Annotated in this window: 16 protein-coding genes and 1 tRNA gene; 9 read left to right on the forward strand and 8 right to left on the reverse strand. The window is 57.2% G+C overall.

From position 1 onward, the window contains the following. Positions 1-131: 131 nt before the first annotated feature. The 3 genes from der (at position 132) to GN111_RS31680 (ending at position 3,420) form a co-directional block, all read left to right on the forward strand. The gene (der, locus tag GN111_RS31670; protein WP_155307574.1) at positions 132-1,517 is read left to right on the forward strand and encodes a ribosome biogenesis GTPase Der; all 1,386 of its coding nucleotides are present in this window, start codon (positions 132-134) and stop codon (positions 1,515-1,517) included. Continuing rightward, positions 1,518-2,873, forward strand: a complete 1,356-nt coding sequence (locus GN111_RS31675) for a replication-associated recombination protein A (protein ID WP_155307575.1) — start codon at positions 1,518-1,520, stop codon at positions 2,871-2,873. Positions 2,874-2,967: 94 nt separating this feature from the next. Beyond that, positions 2,968-3,420: a DUF3124 domain-containing protein gene (locus tag GN111_RS31680; protein ID WP_435050937.1), complete on the forward strand. Its 453-nt coding sequence runs from the start codon at positions 2,968-2,970 to the stop codon at positions 3,418-3,420. Here the strand turns inward: GN111_RS31680 and lgt are convergent. The 8 genes from lgt to mnmL all read right to left on the reverse strand — a co-directional run bounded on the left by lgt (position 3,417) and on the right by mnmL (position 13,203). Then, positions 3,417-4,265: a prolipoprotein diacylglyceryl transferase gene (lgt, locus tag GN111_RS31685; protein ID WP_155307577.1), complete on the reverse strand. Its 849-nt coding sequence runs from the start codon at positions 4,263-4,265 to the stop codon at positions 3,417-3,419. The two genes, GN111_RS31680 and lgt, sit on opposite strands and share 4 nt — an antisense overlap. Positions 4,266-4,535: 270 nt before the next feature. Next, positions 4,536-5,831 (reverse strand): TolC family protein, encoded by a 1,296-nt coding sequence (locus GN111_RS31690; RefSeq protein ID WP_155307578.1) that lies wholly within the window; start codon positions 5,829-5,831, stop codon positions 4,536-4,538. Positions 5,832-5,842: 11 nt separating this feature from the next. Next, positions 5,843-6,964 (reverse strand): ABC transporter permease, encoded by a 1,122-nt coding sequence (locus GN111_RS31695; protein ID WP_155307579.1) that lies wholly within the window; start codon positions 6,962-6,964, stop codon positions 5,843-5,845. Positions 6,965-7,004: 40 nt separating this feature from the next. After that, on the reverse strand, positions 7,005-8,126 hold the full coding sequence (locus tag GN111_RS31700) for an ABC transporter permease (RefSeq protein ID WP_155307580.1): 1,122 nt from the start codon (positions 8,124-8,126) through the stop codon (positions 7,005-7,007). A gap of 26 nt (positions 8,127-8,152) precedes the next feature. Further along, the gene (locus GN111_RS31705) at positions 8,153-10,099 is read right to left on the reverse strand and encodes an ATP-binding cassette domain-containing protein (RefSeq protein ID WP_155307581.1); all 1,947 of its coding nucleotides are present in this window, start codon (positions 10,097-10,099) and stop codon (positions 8,153-8,155) included. Beyond that, positions 10,096-11,283 carry an HlyD family secretion protein gene (locus tag GN111_RS31710; RefSeq protein WP_155307582.1) on the reverse strand — a complete coding sequence of 396 codons (1,188 nt, stop codon included), beginning with the start codon at positions 11,281-11,283 and terminating at the stop codon, positions 10,096-10,098. Before GN111_RS31710 ends, GN111_RS31705 begins: the two co-directional genes overlap by 4 nt. Next, complete coding sequence (locus tag GN111_RS31715; protein ID WP_155307583.1) at positions 11,280-11,981, reverse strand: CerR family C-terminal domain-containing protein; 702 nt, start codon at positions 11,979-11,981, stop codon at positions 11,280-11,282. The genes GN111_RS31710 and GN111_RS31715 overlap by 4 nt, the downstream gene beginning before the upstream one ends. 292 nt (positions 11,982-12,273) lie before the next feature. Further along, positions 12,274-13,203, reverse strand: a complete 930-nt coding sequence (gene mnmL, locus GN111_RS31720; protein WP_155307584.1) for a tRNA modification radical SAM protein MnmL/YtqA — start codon at positions 13,201-13,203, stop codon at positions 12,274-12,276. A gap of 163 nt (positions 13,204-13,366) precedes the next feature. On the opposite strand from mnmL, the gene mnmG reads away from it, so the two are divergent. The 6 genes from mnmG to GN111_RS31750 all read left to right on the forward strand — a co-directional run bounded on the left by mnmG (position 13,367) and on the right by GN111_RS31750 (position 20,269). Then, the gene (gene mnmG / locus GN111_RS31725) at positions 13,367-15,241 is read left to right on the forward strand and encodes a tRNA uridine-5-carboxymethylaminomethyl(34) synthesis enzyme MnmG (RefSeq protein ID WP_155307585.1); all 1,875 of its coding nucleotides are present in this window, start codon (positions 13,367-13,369) and stop codon (positions 15,239-15,241) included. Positions 15,242-15,406: 165 nt separating this feature from the next. Beyond that, positions 15,407-16,318 carry a DnaJ C-terminal domain-containing protein gene (locus tag GN111_RS31730; protein WP_155307586.1) on the forward strand — a complete coding sequence of 304 codons (912 nt, stop codon included), beginning with the start codon at positions 15,407-15,409 and terminating at the stop codon, positions 16,316-16,318. Positions 16,319-16,538: 220 nt separating this feature from the next. Next, on the forward strand, positions 16,539-17,060 hold the full coding sequence (hpt, locus tag GN111_RS31735) for a hypoxanthine phosphoribosyltransferase (protein ID WP_155307587.1): 522 nt from the start codon (positions 16,539-16,541) through the stop codon (positions 17,058-17,060). Between the two features lie 15 nt (positions 17,061-17,075). Beyond that, the gene (locus GN111_RS31740; protein WP_155308223.1) at positions 17,076-19,526 is read left to right on the forward strand and encodes a zinc-ribbon domain-containing protein; all 2,451 of its coding nucleotides are present in this window, start codon (positions 17,076-17,078) and stop codon (positions 19,524-19,526) included. A gap of 78 nt (positions 19,527-19,604) precedes the next feature. Beyond that, positions 19,605-19,681: transfer RNA gene (locus GN111_RS31745), tRNA-Met, on the forward strand. Between the two features lie 189 nt (positions 19,682-19,870). After that, entirely contained in the window at positions 19,871-20,269 is a 399-nt protein-coding gene (locus tag GN111_RS31750) for a hypothetical protein (RefSeq protein WP_155307588.1), read from the forward strand. Positions 20,270-20,359 lie beyond the last annotated feature (90 nt).

Raw genomic sequence — 20,359 nt, forward strand, 5'->3', positions numbered from 1 at the left:
GATGTTTGACACCGAATTCCCTCCTGGGATATAGCTTTTGAAGCTCAAAGATGAAAGGTGCAAAGTGAAAGTTCTAAGGATTGATTGCTACCGGTTGTCGAACCGGGAGTGCTAATAATCGGAAACCCATCATGAAACCCATCGTTGCCATTGTCGGCCGCCCCAACGTGGGCAAATCCACCCTGTTCAACCGGATCACCCGATCCCGCGATGCCATCGTGGACGACCTGCCCGGTGTGACCCGGGACCGCATCTTCGGCGATGCCCGCTGGAACGACAAATTGTTCACCCTGGTGGACACCGGCGGTTTTGCCGAGGGGGACGACGATCCGTTTGCCCCGCATATCCGGCGGCAGGTGACCCAGGCCATCGCAGACGCCGATGCCGTCGTTTTGGTGCTCGACGGCAAAGGGGGCGTTTCGCCCTTCGATGCCGACCTGATCCACACGTTGCGCACCGTGGACAAACCGGCCCATTTCGTGGTCAACAAGATCGACGGTGAAGGCCAGGAAAAGAATATGGCCGAATTTTACGGGCTGGGCATCGAAACGCTTTTTCCCGTTTCCGCCGAGCATGGCTACGGAATATCCGATTTCATGGATGCGCTTACCGCAACGTTTCCTGGCGACGAAGAATCGGATGCGCACCCCGATGCCATCCGCATTGCGGTGGTGGGCAAGCCCAATGCCGGCAAGTCTTCCCTGATCAATGCCATCCTCGGGGAGCAGCGGCTGGTGGTCAGCGAAATGGCCGGCACCACACGTGATGCCATCGACTCCGTCTTTATCCGGGAGAACCGGCACTATGTGCTGGTGGACACTGCCGGTATCCGACGCAAGGGCAAGGTTTCCATGCGTTTGGAGAAGTTCTCCATCATCAAAGCCCTGCGCAGCCTGGAGCGCTGTGACGTGGCTCTGATCGTCATCGATGCCGAACAGGGGATTTCAGACCAGGATGTGCGGGTGGCCGGATACGCCCAGGACCGGGGCTGCGGGGCCATCTTTCTGCTCAACAAATGGGACCTGGTGGACAATCGGGACGGCAAAGCTCTAAGGCGCATGACCGACGATCTGCGCATGGCTGCCAAGTTTTTGAGCTTTGCGCCGGTTCTGACTGTATCGGCCCTGACCGGGCAGCGGGTCCCGAAGATTTTTTCCCTGGTGGATGCCGTATACAACCAGTACGATTTTCGTGTTACCACGGGCCAACTCAACAAGGTCATGGAAAAGGCCCTGGAGCGCACGCCACCGCCGCTGCACAAGGGTAAGCGCCTTAAATTCTACTATGCCACCCAAGTCTCCTCAAAGCCGCCTACTTTTGTCAGCTTTGTCAGCTTTCCCGAAGCGGTGCATTTTTCCTATCAACGCTACCTGGTGAACCAGATCCGCGACGCCTTCGGTTTGGACAAGATCCCCCTGCGGATGCTGCTGCGCCAGCGTACCGGGAAAAATCCCGCTTTTTTAAACAAGAAGCGCACACCGATCAAAGGCAAGCGAAAACGGCGGGAAAAAAGATAGATGGAGCTTTTCGATCAACAGGCCCAAGCCGTCACTGACCACCAACGCCCCTTGGCCGATCGCATGCGTCCCCAACGTCTGGACGACCTGCACGGCCAGGAGTCGGTCACCGGCCCGGGCAGCCTGGTCCGGCACGCCATCGAAAACGACCGGATTTTCTCCATGATTCTGTGGGGGCCGCCGGGCTGCGGTAAGACTACCCTGGCCCGGATCGTCGCCCACGAAACCAGTTCCCATTTCATTCATTTCTCAGCGGTGCTTTCCGGTGTCAAACAGATCCGGGAGGTCATCGATGAAGCCCGCAAGCAGCTTCAGTTTAAACGCAGGCGAACCGTCCTGTTCGTGGACGAAATCCATCGCTTTAACAAAGCCCAGCAGGACGCTTTTCTGCACCATGTGGAATCCGGCCTGATCACCCTCATCGGCGCGACCACGGAAAATCCTTCTTTCGAAGTGATCTCGGCCCTGCTTTCCCGCTGCCGGGTGATTACCCTGAATTCCCTTGACGAAAACTCCCTGGGCCGGGTGCTCGACAGGGCTCTGGCGGACAAGGCTGCCGGGCTTGGCGACTGGAATCTGGCGCTGGCCGACGATGCGCGCGAGCATTTGGTCGGCATGGCCTGCGGCGATGCCCGCACGGCCCTCAACAATCTGGAGGTGGCCGTCTCCCTGGCCGTGGCCGAGTCGCCGCCTGCTGCGGATGGCCGGCGGACGATCACACTGGAACATGTCGAAAACGCCATCCAGAAAAAGGCCTTGATGTACGACAAAGGCGGCGAGGAGCATTTCAATCTGATTTCCGCCTTTCATAAAAGCATGCGGGGCAGTGACCCCGATGCGTCATTGTACTGGCTTGCCCGTATGATTGAAGCGGGGGAGGACCCCCTGTATGTGGCTCGGCGCATGGTTCGTTTTGCTTCCGAGGACGTGGGCAATGCCGATCCCTTTGCCCTTCGGATCGCCCTGGGCGCCGTGGAGGCTTTCCGGTTTCTGGGTCACCCTGAAGGAGAACTGGCGCTGGCCCAGGCCGCCGTCTATCTGGCTACGGCGCCCAAAAGCAACAGCGTTTACCAGGCCTGGAAAGCGGCTGGCGCGGCAGCCAGGGACAAAGGCGCTTTGGCGGTTCCCCTGCACATCCGCAATGCCCCCACCCGTTTGATGAAGGACATGGGGTACGGCAAGGGGTATCGCTATGCCCATGACTTCAAGGACGGCTATGCCGTTCAGGAACACCTGCCCGAGGCCATCGCCGGCCAGCGGTTTTACTTCCCCACCGACCGGGGATACGAGAAGATGATTGCCGGGCGCCTTGAAACCTGGCGGGAGTTGAAGGACAAGGTCAAGAAGGGTGAATGAAAAGGATCGTATCTATTAATTGACATAAGGTGACATAAGGGAGAATGAGATGGCCCGATATTTTACCCCAGGTTTCATCCTGGCTTTTTTGGTTGTGTCCTTGGCTATAGTTTTTGGCGGCCCCATCCGCCCGGCCACCGCGAAAATGTCTCTTTTCAAGGGTCAGACCGTTTACGTGCCGGTTTACTCCCATATTTACAGCGGCGACCGGGAACGGCCCTTTTACCTGGCCGCCACTCTAAGTATCCGCAATACAGACCGAAACCACGGGGTTATTATTACTGCGGTGGACTACTACGACTCGGACGGCAAATTCCTGAAACATTACCTCGAGCAACCCATCTCTTTGGGCGCCATGGCCACCTTGCGCTATGTGGTGCCCGAATCGGACAAAAGCGGTGGATCGGGAGCTAAATTTATCATTCAGTGGCGGTCGGAACACCCGGTGGCGGAACCGCTCATCGAGTCGGTGATGATCAGCACCAAGACCCAGCAGGGGATTTCTTTTACCTCGCGGGGGCGGGTGTTGGAGGCTGTTATCCCTTAAGCACCTGGATGTGAGCGCCTGCCAAGAACCGCCAGCAGTGCACCACCGGCCAGGATCATCGCCAGACACAGCATCTGCCCCATGGAAAAGGAGAGAAAAACAAAGCCCAGGTGAGCATCGGGCTGCCGGGCGTATTCGATGAAGAAACGCACCAGGCCATAGCCCATCAGATAGATGGCAAGCATGGCTCCCCGGGTCTTAAATCGCCCTTTGACGGCCCACAGGAAGACGAAAAGAACGATTCCCTCGAAAAAGGCCTCGTACAACTGGGAGGGATGCCGGCGGCCGGGCCCCGGAGCCAGGGGAAAAAACATGCCGATGGGATGTTCGGTCACCCTTCCATAAAGCTCGCCGTTGATGAAGTTGCCCAGCCTACCAAACGTGTAGCCCAAAGGAACGCAGGGGAAGATGAGATCCGCCATCCGGAGAAAATCTAGACGGTTTTTGTGTACGAAAAACCCGCCTCCGATAAGCCCTCCGATAAGCCCTCCATGATAGGACATGCCGGTGATACCGGTAAATCTGAAACCGTTGGAGAACTCAAAAGGCAGGACGATTTCCAGCGGGTGGTGAAGGTAGTAGGAAAAGTTATAGAACAGCACGTACCCCAGGCGGCCGCCGATGACCAGCCCGACGATCATGGCCGTCATGAGCCCCTGAAGCTGATCCGCATCGATTCCGAAACCGCTTTCCCTGCGGATGCGGCGATAGGCCAGCGCATAGGCGATGACAAAGGCCACGATATACATCAGCCCATAATACTGCAACCGGAAGGAGCCGATTTGGAAAATGACCGGATCCATGTGCTCGGGCAGGTGCTGCCACCAGGTTATGAAACCTTGCATAGCGATTCGCTTTCAAGAATTGACGGCCTCGTAAAAAGGCCGATATCGGCGTTACGCTTCATCCTTTGTCACTGCGACGTATCTTTAGTAAGTACGCCTCATTTCTCAGGATTAGCAAGCCTTGATCTCGGCCTTTTTACGAGGTGGTCGGAAATGCGACTTTTTACGATTCCATCAAAAAATGGTTAATGGTTTTACGTGGCCGAGCTTACACGCCCCTCGCCTGAGCGTCAACTCCACAAAATAAAATTCAAATTTGAGATTTAAAATTCATGGTTCGCTGCTGCCCATCGCCCATTCCAACCGCGCCAACGCCGAACCGTAACCGTACTGCGCTTCATGATACGCGCTTTGGGCGCGGTCGAGGTAGCTGCGTGCATCGAGCACTTCCGTGGTGGTGGTCAACTGCTGCCGGTAGAGGCGGTCGGTGATCCGCCAGTGCTCTTTAGCCTGATTCAGGGCTGTCCTGGCCGTGTCGATGTTGCCTTGTGCCACGTCCAGATCGAGACGTGCCTGCACGACCTGCAGCCGGATGTCGTCGCGGATTTTTTCCAGTGTCTGTTCCAGGGCCCGCTGTTCGGCCGCCGCCTCGGCGCTGCGGGACCGCGTTTTACCGAAGGTGAAAATGTCCCAGCTTGCCTGGACGCCCACGCTGGCATTGTGCTGGTTGGCGTACTCATTGGTGCGCGCCCCCACATCTTCGCCATCTTGCTGGTACCGGCCGAACAGCTCAACATGGGGATAGTAGTCGCTCTTTACGACCCGCTGCTCGCTGCTTTTAGACTCGATGGCCTGTTCTATCAGAGCGATTTCGCATCGGTTCGCCATGGCCCCTTCGACCTGGTCGTCGAGTTTCGGCAAGGGGATGATGGCCGGGATAGCCTCGGCGATCTCGAGGTCGGCATCGAACTCCCGACCCAGTTGCAGGCACAAGGCCGAACGTGCCTGCCGCACGGCGGCCTGGGTCCGATGCTGCTGCAAAACGGCGTCGCCCCGGGCAACTTGGGCCTTGAGCAGATCGTTCAAAGGCACCAGCCCGTTGGCGTAAAACTTTTCTACGTCGGTCTCATGGGCCGTCAGCGCGGCTACGCTGCCGGCTGACACCTCCAGCTTTTTTTCGGCGACGAGAAGATCGAAGCATCCCTGTTTGACCTGCACGATGACCTTCTGTCTGGCCTGCTGCAAGTCAAGTGTCCGGTTTGAGAGCCCTAGTTGGGCCAGACGGTGGCGCGCACTGATGGCGAACCCCGAGAAAATCGGCTGCCGCAGGGCGATTTCCCAGTGGTGCTGGTCGCGGGTGTTGGTGACCACCGGTGTGCCGGTGATATTGATATAGGGCGACTCGGCCAGGTTCTGATAGCTGTAGGCTGCCGAAATGCGCGGGAGGAAGTCGGCCCGGGTCGCGTGCGTGGCGAATTCGGCCGCTTGGCGGTAAGCCTCGCCTTCATGAATCTCCGGGCTGCTGGCAAGGGCTTCGCGGACGGCGTCATCGATGGTCAGCGGTGCGGCGGCCCAACCGTCGATGGCGACCAGCAAGATAAGGATGGTGAGCCAGTAGTATTTCATGGTGTTTTCCTCTAGTTCAACGTTTTCTTGAAACGTGTCACCGCCAGCGTGAGAAACGCGGCGGCCAGCATGGCCTGGATCCCCATGCTCGGCCACAAGGTGCGGATGCCGACGCCTTTGACGACGATGCCGTGAAGGACCTGCAAAAACCAGCGCATGGGGTTGAGCACGGTCAGCCACTGGATGACTTCCGGCATGTTGCGGATGGGAAAGATAAAACCGCTGAGCAGAATTGCCGGCACCAGGATGAAAAAGGCGGTTAACAGGGCCTGTTGCTGGGTGTGGGCCGTAACGCTCACCAAAAGGGCCAGCCCGAGATTTCCGAGGATGTAAATGGTGGCCGACAGGTACAAGAGAAACAGGCTGCCCTCGATGGAAATGCCGAATATCAGGCGGGCGATGATGAACATCATCGTCATCGTGACCATGCCGGTAATCAGAAAAGGCAGGGTTTTGCCTAAAATGAACTCCAGTCGTCGGATCGGGGTGACCATCACCTGCTCGATGGTACCGATCTCCTTTTCGCGCACGATGGCCATGGATGTGAGCACCAGGCCGATCAGAATCAGCATGACGGCGATCAGGCCGGGAACATAATAGTATTTGCTCTCCAGGTTGGGGTTGTACCAAGCCCTGACGCGTAGATCCAACGGTGATTCGGAACCGGCCGCCGGGACGGCAAATTCGGCGGACATGCGCCGGTTGAAGCTGGCCACGGCCCGGTTGGCATAGTTAAGGGTGATGGCCGCATCGTTGCTCAGGGTGCCGTCCACCAGAAGCTGGACGGTTACCGATCTGCCCGCTCGCAGATCCGCGGCAAAGTGCTGGGGAATGCGCAGGACCGCCCGCGCTTGTCCGGCGTCCAGAAACCTGCGAACTCCTTTGTCGGTGGCCAGCCTGTGCGTGACGGTAAAGTAGGTGCCGCCGGTGAATTCGGCCACCAGCAGGCGGCTTTGGGGCGTATTGTCCGGATCGACCACCACTGTGGCGATGTTTTTCACATCGGTGGTCAGAGCAAAGGCCAGCACCGTCATCTGCACCAGGGGCATGGCCAGTACCACCAGACGCATGCGCACGTCCCGGAACATCTGCAAAAATTCCTTGAAAAGGATTTGGCGGATACGAAGAATCATTTCCGTCCGTTCTCCAAAGTTGAATAGTTCGACGGCCCCGTCACAGTTTCAGTTTCATTTTACGGTGGCATAGTAGAACCATGACGGCGGCGTAGACCGTCAACAGAATCATGTTGAGCCCCAACACCTCCAATCCGATGCCCTTGAGGAAAATCCCCTTGAGCAGCGCAATGAAGTAGCGGGCCGGTACGATGAAGGTGATCGCCTGGATCGCCGTCGGCATGTTGTAAATGCCGAAAACGAAGCCCGAGAGCAAAAGGGTGGGCAGGTATCCGGTGAACAGGGCGAGCTGGTTGGCCAGCACCTGGCTCTTGAGGTTGATGCTGAGCAGAAGCCCCAGAAACAGGGCACCTGTGAGAAAAACCGACGCCGAAAGAAACAGCAGCGCCGGGCTGCCGCGCAGCGGAACATCGAAAATCCAGCGTCCCATGGCTACGGCGATGGCCACGTCGATCAGGCCGATGACGAAATAGGGCACGACCTTTCCGATAACCAATTCGGGAACCCGGATGGGGGTGCTGATGAGTTGTTCCATGGTGCCGGTCTCCCATTCCCGGGCGATGGTGACACTGGTGAGCATGGCGGCGATGACCACCATCACCAAGGCGATGATCCCGGGAATGATCACGTTACGGCTTTCCATTTCCGGGTTGTACCAGGCCCGCGGTTCCAGGTTGACCGTTCCCGATATCCCGGATCGGTAACTTCCGGCAACAGTAAGACCGCGATTGTAGATCAGGCCGATGGCTTCCAGGTAGCCGGCGGCCAGCGACGCGTTGTTGGCGTCGGCCCCGTCGATGAGGGCCTGGACCGACACCGGCCGCCCGGCGCGGATACGGTCGGCGAAATCGGCCGGGAGGGTCAGGGCCACCATGATCTTGCCGGCGTCAAGCCAGTTGGCGAGTGTAGCCGGGTCGTCAGTATACCGGTCGATGGAAAAATAGGCCGACCCTTCCAAAAGACTGATCAGTTGACGGCTTTCGGCGGTGCGCGACTGATCCCGGATCGCCGTGGGTACATGCTTGAGGTCCATGGTCAGGGCGTAGCCGAACAGGGCGATCAGGAGCATGGGAATGGCGATGGCCAGCACCAGGCTGCGCCAGTCCCGCAGAATGTGAATGAACTCCTTGCGGACCACGGCTATAAGACGCTGCTTATTCACAGTGCGCCCCTTTGATTGAGATGAGATTACCGGTGGTTACCATTTTGACGGTCCTCTTTTTCGATCAGTGAGACGAAGACGTCCTCCATGGAAGGGGGGACAGGGGCGATGGTCATATCGACGATTCCCAGGCGCTCGGCAATCTCCCGAATACGAATGGTCACCGTTTCGGCGTCGTCCACCTTGAGGTGCAGGCCGGCGCCGAACAGGGCCACATCCCGGACTCCTTCGACGGCGGCCAGATCGTCCATGAGATCCTGGGGGTTGGCACAGCGCAGATCGAGAATGGTTTCTTCCACCAGTTTCTCCTTAAGCTGCCGCGGCGAGCCTAATGCAATCATACGGCCCCGGTAGATCAGGGCCACACGGTCGCAGTACTCGGCTTCTTCCATGTAGTGGGTGGTGACGAAAACCGTCCGGCCTCGTCCGGCCATATCGTAGATCAAATCCCAGAAGCGCCTGCGGCTCAACGGATCGACCCCGCTGGTGGGTTCGTCCAGAAAGATGATCGGCGGGCGGTGCAGGATGGCGCAGGCCAGGGACAGGCGCTGTTTCCAGCCCCCGGCCAGAAGCCGTGTAGGCTGGCTTTCGCGGCCTTCGAGCCCGGCCATGTGGATAGCCCAGGCCCGGCGCTCGGCCAGTCGCTCACCGTCCAGCCCGTAAATGCCTCCGTAAAAGGCGATGTTTTCCGAGACGGTCAGATCCTCGTAGAGGGAGAATTTCTGGCTCATGTAGCCGATTTTCTGCTTGATGACCTCGGCCTGGGTGGCAATATCGAAACCGGCCACATGACCGCTGCCGGCAGACGGGCTGAGCAGACCGCAGAGCATGCGAATGGTGGTGCTTTTGCCGGCGCCGTTGGGCCCCAAAAACCCAAAAATCTCGCCGGTCGATACGGTCAGGTCCAGGCGGTCCACGGCAACGAAATCGCCGAACTTCCGCGTCAGACCGTCGATCCGGACGGCAATATCGTCGGCAGTACCGGCAGCGTCGTCCCCGGGGGAAAGCGGCGAGCCGGGGCTGCCGGGGGACGAGGTCTTCTCGTCGGGTTTTACCATAGCCACGAAAACGTCTTCCAGGCTGGGGTCAACCGGTTTGAGGTCCTTGATGGGGATATGGGCTGTTTCCAGTATCCGTCGGGTTGTCCCAATGATCGTCTCCGGGTCGCGGCAGACGATGTGCACACTGTCTCCGAAAAGATCCACGCTGGTCGCCCCGGCCAATTGCTCCTGCAGGATGCGGGCCGCCTTGCGGCTGCTTGCACTGTGCAGCGCCACAAGGCGTTGGGGCATTGAGCGGCGTACATCCTCGGGCTTGCCCTGGGCCAATAGACGCCCCTGATCCATCAGGGCGATCCGGTTGCAGCGCTCGGCCTCGTCCAGGTAGGCAGTGCTGACCAGAATGGCCACTCCGGAGGCCAGCATGCGGTAGAGAATGCGCCAGAAGTCGCGGCGGCTGACCGGGTCCACACCGTTGGTGGGCTCGTCCAGAAGAAGGACTTCCGGGGTGTGAATCAGGGCGCAGATCAACTGGAGCTTTTGTTTCATGCCGCCTGAGAGGTTACCCGCCAGGCGTTTGCGGAAAGGCCGCATGTAGGAGAAATCGAGCAGCTCGTCCAGGCGGTCTTCACGCTCCCGCCGGTTTACGCCATAGAGGTCGGCATAAAAATTGATGTTTTCGTTCACCGTCAGGTCCGGATATAAACCGAAGCGTTGACTCATATAAGCCAGATGGGTTTTGACCGCGCCGCTTTCCTCCGGCAGACGGCAGCCGGCCACCTCGATTTCTCCATCGGAAGGGTCCAAAAGACCGGCCAGCATGCGCAGGGTGGTGGTTTTTCCGGCGCCGTCCGGCCCCACCAGTCCGACGATTTCGCCTTGCGCCACTGAAAGGGAAATTCCATCCACCGCCTTCAGTTCGCCAAACATACGGCGGACGCCGGTGGCCTGGACGACCGCAGCAGCATGGCTCATTGCGCTGCCTCGATGACCGCATCGGCCGGCATGCCCGGTTTGAGGGCGCTGTCCGGGTTGCTGAGCTGAATTTTGATCCGGTAGACCAGGTTGGTGCGCTCTTCGGTGGTCTGGACCGAGCGGGGTGTGAATTCGGCCGCGCTGCTGATATAGCTGATCCGGCCTTTCCAGGATCGGTCCGGATAGGCATCGACAGTTACCTCGGCCTCCTGGTTCAGGCGGATGCGGCCCAGTTCGGTTTCGGAAGCAAAGGCCCGCAACCAGACGTTGGCGATGTCGCCAACGGTAAGCACCGGACTGCCTGGATTCAGGTAGCTGCCCGGTTCGGCCGATGTGCTCAGCACTACACCGTCGAAGGAAGCGAAAAGCTCCGTCTCGGCCAACTGCTGCCGGGCCACAGCCAAGGCAGCGCCGGCGGCCTGTTTTTTGGCCCGGGCCTGGTCGACGGCTTCCTGGCGGGGGCCGGCTTTCACCAGGGCGTAGGCCGCCTCGGCCTGAACTAGCGCAGAACGGGCCTGCCGGATGCGTTCTTTTCGGCTGCCTTCACGGCGCAGGCTCAATCGCTGCTCGGCTGCCTGTCGCCGCGAGGCCGCTGCCGCGGCAGCGTTGGTGGCAGAATCCAGGTTGGTTCGGTAAGTTTCGAAGGCCTGACGGCTGATACCGCCATCGGCGAAAACGGCCTCGTAGCGGGAAAAATCGTTTTTGGCCAGGTTCAACAGGCTCTTGGCCGTTCGTTCGTCTGCCATGGCTCGCGCCAGGTCCGCTTCGGCTTCGGCGATCTCCTGGTCGCGGCTGCCGTTTTGCAGTTCGCTCAGGTTGAAGCGGGCCTGCTGAACGGCCGCCTTGGCCTGCCGGATCTCATCGGGGCGGCTGCCGGCTTCGAGTTCGGCCAGTACGGCCGAGGCAAAGTCCATGTCGGCGAGGGCTTTTTGAAGCTGCAGCCGCTGGTCCGTATCGTCCAGCATAGCCATCCGCTGACCGCTTGCCACATTGTCCCCTTCCTCCACCAGACGGCGGCTTAGGCGGCCGGGAATTTTAAAAGCCAGGTCGACCTGGGTCACGTCGATGTTGCCGGACAGCGCAATGGATTCGGTCCCATTTTTCGACGCGAGAAAAAGATGCCAGAAAACGATGGTCAGCAGAATCGCTGCCAAGGGAACGATGATGAGCAGCTTTTTTTTCATACTTTGCCTCCATTATCCGGGCTGGATGGAACGTCCATGGCAACCGGATCGGAAATCGAACGGCGTGCTGCCTCGATGCCGGCCAGAGAGAAGCGGGTGATATGATCGGCAAGACCGTCGATGAGGCCGGCGTCCGAAAAATCCATGGCGGTCAGCCGTGAGACGATAGGCCGGGCCATGGCGTAGTGAAAACACTGCCCGATGACACTGATCTGGCAGCGCATGATGTCCTGGACGGTTGCGTCAGGGCCGAGAATTTCGGCAACGATACCGCTTAGTACGGCAGCGGCCGGCCGGATGAATTCGTCCACCATGTCGTTTAAAAATATGGATGGATCGGCCAGTTCGCGGGCCACCAACTGCCCTTTGCCCGGATAGCCGGAAAGACCACCGGGGGCTATCAGGCGCATGAGCGTGCCGCGGACAAAGGCCCGCAGGCGTGTCTCGGGATCGGACCGACTGTCAACGCCCTCGTCGAGGGGGTAAAGGTTGAAGGTTCGGGAAATGAGTTCGGTGACCACCGTGCGGTAGAGTTCCTTCTTGCCGCCGAAATGGTAGTTGATGGCTGCCACGTTGACGCCGGCCGTACGGCAGATTTCGCGGATCGTGGCCGCCTTGTAGCCCATGCAGCCGAACACGTCACCGGCGGCATCCAGGATTTTCGCTTTTACGGACGTGTCCTCGGTATGAATGGCCATAACAATCTCCGCTTCTGGAAAAATTAAAACAAATGTTTAAAACAATTGATCTAAACAAACGTTTAAATCAAGATCGGTGTCTTGTCAACCAAAAAATCAAGATTGGCAGTCTCGAAAAAAGTCACCAGACATGTCATTCCCGCGCAGGTGGGAATCCACTATTTTCAAATTTTTATAGATAGCGATAGGGGTTCACTGCGTGCGCCCGCCTGTGCAGGAATGACATCAATGGGTCAACTTTGACTTTTTGCGAAACCATCGAAAAAAAATGGAAATAATTGGATGCCTGAATTCAGGAGGGGTTCCCGCCGCGATATCGTTTGCCCTGCCAGGTGTTCTTTTCCCTGAACAGGGTATGAATCAGATCGACGGTTTCTTTTTTTTGCAGGGACCAGTCCGGGGCAACCAACTCCCGGGGGTGGGGGTCGCCGGTAAGACGCTGAATGATCGTCGTATCAGGGAGGCGTTCGATAAAATCGCAGACGAGTTCGGCGTATTCGCGCTGCTCCAGGCAGCGGTAGGCACCTTTGCTGTGCAAGGTTTCCATGGCGGTTCCCCGCACCACATACAGCAGGTGAAGCTTGATGCCGTCCAACGCCATGGCGGCAATGAAATCCGCGGTGGCCAGCATATCCTTTCGGGATTCCCCGGGAAGCCCCAGAATCACGTGGGCACAAATCCGGATATTCCTCCCGCGGGTAGCCGCCACCGCCTTTTCGAAACAGGCGACGTCGTGGCCGCGATTGATTCGGACAAGGGTTCGGTTGTGAGCGCTCTGCAAGCCGTATTCCACCCAGACCAGATGGTCGCGGGCGTAGCTTTCAAGCAGGTCCAGTTTGGTGTCATCCACGCAGTCCGGACGGGTGCCCACGGCCATTCCAACGACATTTTCCACGGCCAGGGCTTCGTCGTACATGGCCTGCAGCCGTTCAACCTGCGCGTAGGTGTTGGTAAAGGATTGAAAGTAGGCCAGCAACTTGTTGGTCTTGAACCGGCGGGCAATCCTGTCCTTGGCGCGCTCGATCTGCTGCGTGATGGAAAGCCCTTTTTGGCGGGCGCCGGTACCGGAGCCCCGGGCATTGCAGTAAATGCAGCCCCCTGTGGAAAGGGTCCCGTCGCGATTGGGGCAAGAAAGACCGGCATCGACGGTGACTTTGTGGACCCGGCATCCGAAAAGGGATTTGAAATAGGTGTTCAGATCCCGGTAGGGCCTTTTTTCCATGGTTATCCGGTTCTTGACCTTGCTGTATAGACAGTACTATTGTGCACTCTACAAAGTTCCAATTAAAAAAATATTATAGCGCGATATTGGCATTCGGCTCAATACGTAATCTCCGGAACCCAAAATCTTTGAAGAGAATAATTCTATTGGTACAGTACAACAGATGGCAAATTATCCGAAAAAATACGATGTAATCGTCGTGGGCGGCGGGCATGCCGGCTGCGAGGCAGCCCTGGCGGCGGCACGCATGGGTTGCAGCACGCTGATGCTGGCCATCGACCTGGACAAGATCGCGGCCATGCCCTGCAGCCCTTCCATTGGCGGCATGGCCAAAGGGCATCTGGTCAAAGAGATCGACGCCCTGGGCGGGGAGATGGCCAAAATCGCCGATCAAACGGCCATCCAGTACAAGACCCTCAATACCAAAAAGGGGCCCGCGGTCCAGGCCACGCGGACCCAGAACGACAAGGGGCGCTATCACACGGCCATGAAGGCGGTGGTGGAATGCCAGGCCAACCTGGATCTCAAGCAGGCCCTGGTCGAGCGACTGGTCGTCGAGGGCGGCCGGATTCTCGGGATTGAGGATGCCACCGGGTTCGGCTACCAGGCCCCTTGCGTGGTGCTGGCCACGGGCACCTTTCTTTCCGGGCTGGTCCATATCGGCTTTGCAACCATGCAGGCCGGCCGGGCGGGCGAGTTCGCCGCCTACGGCCTGCCGGCCCACTTAAAGGAACTGGGGTTCATGTTGGGGCGCATGAAAACCGGCACCCCACCGCGGTTGGATCGGGACAGCATCGATTTCTCCCGGTTCGAAAAACAGCCCCTGGAAGACGGCACACCGACATTTTCTTTTTCCAACCCCTCGGCCAGGCTGCCCCGGAGGCACAGCTATATCGGGCATACCAGCGAGGCCGTGCATCAACTGGTGCGCGACAACCTGCACCTGTCGGCCCTGCACAGTGGGATCATCAAAGGGGTTCCGGCTCGCTACTGTCCTTCCTTCGAAGACAAGATCGTTCGATTTCCCGAGCGGGAGAGTCACCAGATCATTCTGGAGCCCGAGGGGCTGGATACCCGCGAGGTCTATGCTTCAGGGTTGGGCAACAGCCTGCCAATGGAGGTCCAGATCCGGATGGTCAGAAGCGTGTGCGGTCTTGAAGAGGCGGAGATCATGCGCCCGGCCTACGCCATCGAGTACGATTTCGTCAATCCGCTGCAGCTCAAGCCCACCCTGGAAACCAAACGGATCGAAGGCCTTTTCATGGCCGGCCAGATCAATGGTACCTCGGGATACGAAGAGGCGGCGGCCCAGGGGATGTGGGCCGGCATCAACGCCGCCTGTGTTGTGCAGCAGCGGCCGGCATTTGTCCTGGACCGCAGCCAGGCTTACATGGCCGTGATGGTGGATGACCTGGTGACCAAAGGGACGCGGGAGCCCTACCGCATGTTCACTTCCCGTGCCGAATACCGGCTGATGCTCAGAGAAGACAATGCCGACCTGCGTTTGGCCGAGATCGGTTATGAACTCGGACTGCTCGATGCCGGTACGCTCAAGGACAATCGAGAGCGCAAGGCGATGATCGAGACCGAAATCCAGCGGATCAAAAAGACGGTGATCAAGCCCCGCCCCGAGGTCAACGCCTATCTCGAAGAGCGGCAAACCCCAGCCCTCAACAACGGTGTCCACCTCGACCAACTGCTCAAACGGGCCGAACTGGGTTACGAGGCCGTCAATCGGCTGGCGCCGGCCGAGCCTGCCCCGGAAGGACGGGTGACGCGCCAGGTCGAGATCGAAATCAAATACGAAGGGTACATTCAACGCCAGCTTCAGGAGATCGAAAAGTTCAGGCATCTGGAGCGAATCAAATTGTCCGACCAATTGGATTATGCATTGATTCACGGACTTTCCAGCGAACTCAGGGAAAAGCTGGCCGCCGTCCGGCCTACATCTTTGGGGCAGGCATCCCGCATCGAGGGTATGACGCCGGCGGCCATTTCCGTGCTCATGGTCCATCTGCGCACATGGAAAAACAGGTGATCCAACGCTTTTCCAAAAAAGAGCCCGATGGCATTTAACAAAGACGCAACCACTTGACATCAAAAGATAACCACCTTATTTTCTCTGCGACAAATGCCTTGCCGCAAAAGGTGGGCGGGAATCGGTTTTTCACGAGATCATCAACGTGCATGGAGCGATACGATTATGTCCCAACAGGATTACTACAAGATCTTGGGGGTGGCTAAAAACGCCACCGACAGCGAAATTAAAAAGGCCTATCGCAAGCTGGCCATGAAATACCATCCGGACCACTCCAAGGGCGAAAAAAACGCCGAAGACATGTTCAAGAAGGTCAGCGAAGCTTACGCGGTGCTCAGCGACAAGGAAAAACGCAAACAGTACGATACCTTCGGTTCTGCCGATTTTCATCAGCGATACTCCCAGGAGGATATCTTCCGGAATGCCGACCTGGGAGATATTCTCAAGGAGTTCGGTTTCGGGGGCAAGGGGATGCGCTTTTCATTTGGTGGTGGTTCTCCTTTTGGCGGTGGCGGCGGGCCCTTCGGCGGTTACCAGCGGCGGCAGGCGCCGGTTAAGGGGTCCGATCTGGTGTACGAACTGCCCCTGACCTTGCAGGAGGTGGCCAGTGGAACCAGCAAAACCGTGTCGTTTCAGCATCAGGGACGAAGCGAAAACATAACGGTTAAGATTCCACCCGGAATGATTACCGGAAAGAAGCTTCGGCTGGCCGGCAAGGGCGAGCCCAGCGGATACGGTGGGCCGGCCGGGGATCTCTTTATTCAGTCACAGGTCAGTGCCGATCCGACTTTCACCAGCGAGGAATACGACCTTCACACCACCATTACCATCCGGCTCAGCGAGTCTCTTCTGGGGACCCACGTGGGGATACCGACCCTTGAAGGCAAGGAACTGAGCCTCAAAATCCCTCCGGGAACCCGCCATAAGACAAGGATGCGCCTGGCCGGGCACGGGCTTCCGAAGATGAAGAGCCATTCAAAGGGCGATCTGTACGTCACCGTTTCCGTGGATATCCCCAAAAAGCTGACTTCCGAACAGAAAAAGATCGTGCAAAAACTAGCCGCCACCGGTATGTAACGAATTAAATTCATTGACAACTAACCCACGGTAGGGTACTTTTTTGCCAAATTGGCACCCTGAAATCGGTGTTCTTCGGGTGGCCGTAAAACGATTGTTTTTTTACTCGAACTTGATTGGCGATACCCACATAATACGATAGAATCCCGTTGCTTATGCTTCTCCCGGTTTCGATATCTTGAATGCCTGCCGGTTGCATAGCGGGCAGTAAAGACCATATATGCCTGATTTTACGTGTGTTTTAGATAAAGATAAAATTAAAAAACAAATCTCCAGGACTGCGGAAATCATTTCGACGGATTATCGGGGCAGAGAACTGGTACTGGTCGGGGTTCTTAAAGGAGCGTTTCTTTTTCTTGCCGACCTGGCCAGGGAACTGACCTTAGAGCGCGTTAAAATAGATTTTCTTCAAGCTTCCAGCTATGGAGCCGATACGGTATCTTCAGAGAACATCGTTCTGAAAAAAGACATTGATATCGATATTCGTGGAAAGGATGTCATCGTTGTCGAAGATATTGTCGATACTGGTTTGACGCTTTCCTATTTAATCGCGCATTTAAAAACCTTTGGTCCCAGCAGCATCAAGGTTTGCGCAATGATCGACAAAAAAGAGCGGCGCAAGGCTGCGATCCATGTCGATTATGTTTGCTGCTCTGTGGAAAAAGGCTTTCTCGTCGGTTACGGCCTGGATTATGCAGAGGACTTTAGGAATTTACCACAAATTTACCATATGAAACTCTAGTCTGCGAGGGGTGCCATGATTATCACCTGTGAGGCATGCAACACCAGTTTCAATCTTGATGACAAGATGATCAAACCCACTGGTTCGAAGGTCAGGTGTTCGGTCTGCGCCAATGTATTCACCGCTTTTCCTGCCCAGGCACCCGCCGTTGAGCCGGAGCCCCAACCCGTTGAACCTGAACCGGTGCCGCAGGAAACTCAGGCAGTGCCCGAGCCGCCGGCACCCGCCGTTCCAGAGGAACCCTTGCCGAAAGAAGATGTTGCTGTCCAAGCGACACCAGAAGAGGATGTTCTCGAAGAAAACGACGGATATCTTTTCGCCGACGGCACCGATCTTGACTTTGCGCTGGATGAGGAGCCGGAGGAAACGGTCCCGGCCGAGGAAATCGAAGATGCCGTCAGCGATGCCCTGGAGGAAGATCTGGAGGATTTTTCCCTGGAAGCCGAACCCGAAGCCCCAGAAGAAGGCGATGCCACGGTTATCGCCAGTCTGGACGATGACGACTTCAACCTTGATCTTTCTCCCGAATCCGATGACGAACCCGAAGACGAAACCGCAACGATGATCGCCAGTCTGGACGACGATGATCTGGACCTTTCCAACATCGATATGGAAACCGATGGGGACGAAACGGTGATCGCCGATCTGGATCAGGAAGATTTTGATTTGGAAATGTCCTCCGAAACCGAAGGCGATGACGAAGGAACCGCCACCGTGATCGCCAATCTGGATGACGATACCTTCGACCTCGACGAGGATTTCTCCCTGGAGACTGAGGATGCCGGCACATCGGAAACGGCTGCAAAGGATGCCGGTCCGCAGACCATGGACGATCTGGATGACCTGAGCCTGACGCTGGATATCGAGCCGGATATTGAAGAAGAAGCAACGCCCTCGGCGCCAAACGTCGAAGACACGGCAGAGCCATCCGCGGAAGATCTTTCGTTGGATTTGGACGCCGAGGAAAAAGGTGAAGCGGTCGAAGAGCCGGCTGCAACGGATGCGGAAAAGGCCCTTGACGACGAACTGGACCTGCAGCTTGACATGGAAGAGGAAATTGCTCCTGTAAAGCAGCCGGATACCGAATCTTCTCTGCTTGAAGACGACCTGGACCTGAGCGGCCTGGAAAGCCTCCTGGAGGAGGATGAGGCCGGCGAGGAAGACCGTGCTACCGTTGCCGCAGAGGAAATGGAAGACCTTGAATTGTCCCTTGATGAGGGTGATTTCACCCCTGAAGCGGATGCTACGGCCGCCGATGAGGCGGATGAAGCCTTAGAGGATTTGTCATTCGACCTGGATAAAGAGGAGCCGGCCGAAAAGGCCGACCTTGAGGAATCAGCTGATGCCGATCAGGAGATTGACCTGTCCGAAATCGAGAAGATGCTCGAAGAGCCGGAAGATGCCGGTCCAAAATTCACCGCCGCACCGGATCAGGACCTTGACCTGGACATCGAGGCAAGTCTCGAAACCGAAAAATGGATGTCCGAATCCGGCGAAGAGGACCAGTTGGTGGCGGACGAAGAACTGGATCTGTCCGACCTCGAACAGGCCCTGGAAGATGTGGACGAGGAAGCGCCTGACGAGGGCCCGGAGGATGCGGAGCTGGAACTGGATCTGGACGACGGCCAGGCGGCCGCCGCTACTCCGAAACCCGCGGCGGTCGACAGCGACCTGGAGTTTGACCTGTCTGATTTCGAAGAGACACCGCAATCCGAATCCGGTGGCCGGGGTGTCGAGCAGGCAGCGGCTGACATGGAGCTGGAGTTCGAGGTGGAGGAGGAGGCCAAGGCCGATCAGGCAACAGAAGATGAGGGGCTGGAAGAAACCGTTGCCATTCCCGAGCCAGCAACCGAAGAAGCGAAACCCGCAGCGCCGGAGCCCGTTGCTCCACCGGTTGCACCGTCCAAACCCAAAAAAGTCAAGCCAGCTAAGAAGGGTATGAGCAAGTCGCTGGTGTTTCTGCTGATCGTCGTTATCCTCGGTGGCGTCGCTTACGGGACGTACTACCTGCTGGACAAAAATGGCATCGAAATCCCCTTTCTCAGCGACTATCTCAAACCCAAAGTAAACGATCCGGGCAGCCTGAAGTTGACGACCTACGATATCAACAGCAAGTTCGTCGATAATGCCAGTGTGGGCAAGCTTTTTGTGGTGTCCGGGAAGGTGAAAAACGGCTATTCCGAAAATCGTGGTATGATCACCCTGTCCGGAAAAATATTTTCCACCGGAAAAGTCGCGGTCAACCAGGAAAAGGTCTATGGCGGAAATATCATGTCCGATCTCGAGCTGGCCAATCTGGAGTGGGACAAGATCAAAAGCCGACTGTCCAATCGACTGGGCGACAACCGCAGCAACGTCAAGGTAGCGCCGGGTCAATCCATCCCCTTTATGGTGGTGTTCTCCAATCTTCCCAAAGATTTGGAGGAATTCACCATTGAGGTGACGGGATCGACTTCACTGAAATAAAAGGTTCGGTTTTCGGCTTGACTAACGGGGAATGAGCTGTTAATAGTCCGCTGTTCTTTTCGGCAACGAAAAAACAATGGCGATGTAGCTCAGCTGGTTAGAGCATGCGGCTCATATCCGCAGCGTCCGGGGTTCAAGTCCCTGCATCGCCACCAGATAACACTTAACCCATTGATGTCACAGTCAATGGGTTTCTTATTTGGTCTGAAAATGGCGTTTATCGCTTGTCTTACACAAACCCCTTACACAAAGGGGAGAAAGGTAAGACAGCATGAACTCGACCCGCAGGACATCCCCCGCCCTTTCCCATCAACCTGCTGGTCCGCCGCAATGGGCCGGATGAAGTGATCGATACGGGCGGTATCGTCAGTTTAAGCGGCCGGATCGTTCGTGAGGGTGAAGCCGGCCTGGGCTTAGCTTTCAGCGAGGATTATGCCGATGAAGAACTCAATCCCCTGGGCCAGAAGGATCATTTTCTGGCATTCGCCATCAACGACCAGACGTTGCTGGACACTTTTTACAGCCTGTATGGTATTGAATATAATGTCGGCTTGGACGATGTCTGGCTGATCGCCTTCGAAGATCTCAATCTTGGGGATGCGGATTACACGGATTTGGTGGCCGTTGTTTCGTGCCCGTCACAATTGAATTCGGCACCTATTCCGACACCTATGCCGGGAGCTGTGTGGTTCCTTGGCTCTGGTATTCTTGGGATTGCGGGGCTGAGAAAACGCAAGGGATAATGGACAGTATTGTTGGGCTGGGCTAACTGGTTCCTACGCTCCTGCGCGGAAGCCTCCATACCCTGTCGGATGAAGTCAAAAAAATACTCC

This window comes from Desulfosarcina widdelii (genome assembly GCF_009688965.1).
Taxonomy (GTDB): domain Bacteria; phylum Desulfobacterota; class Desulfobacteria; order Desulfobacterales; family Desulfosarcinaceae; genus Desulfosarcina; species Desulfosarcina widdelii.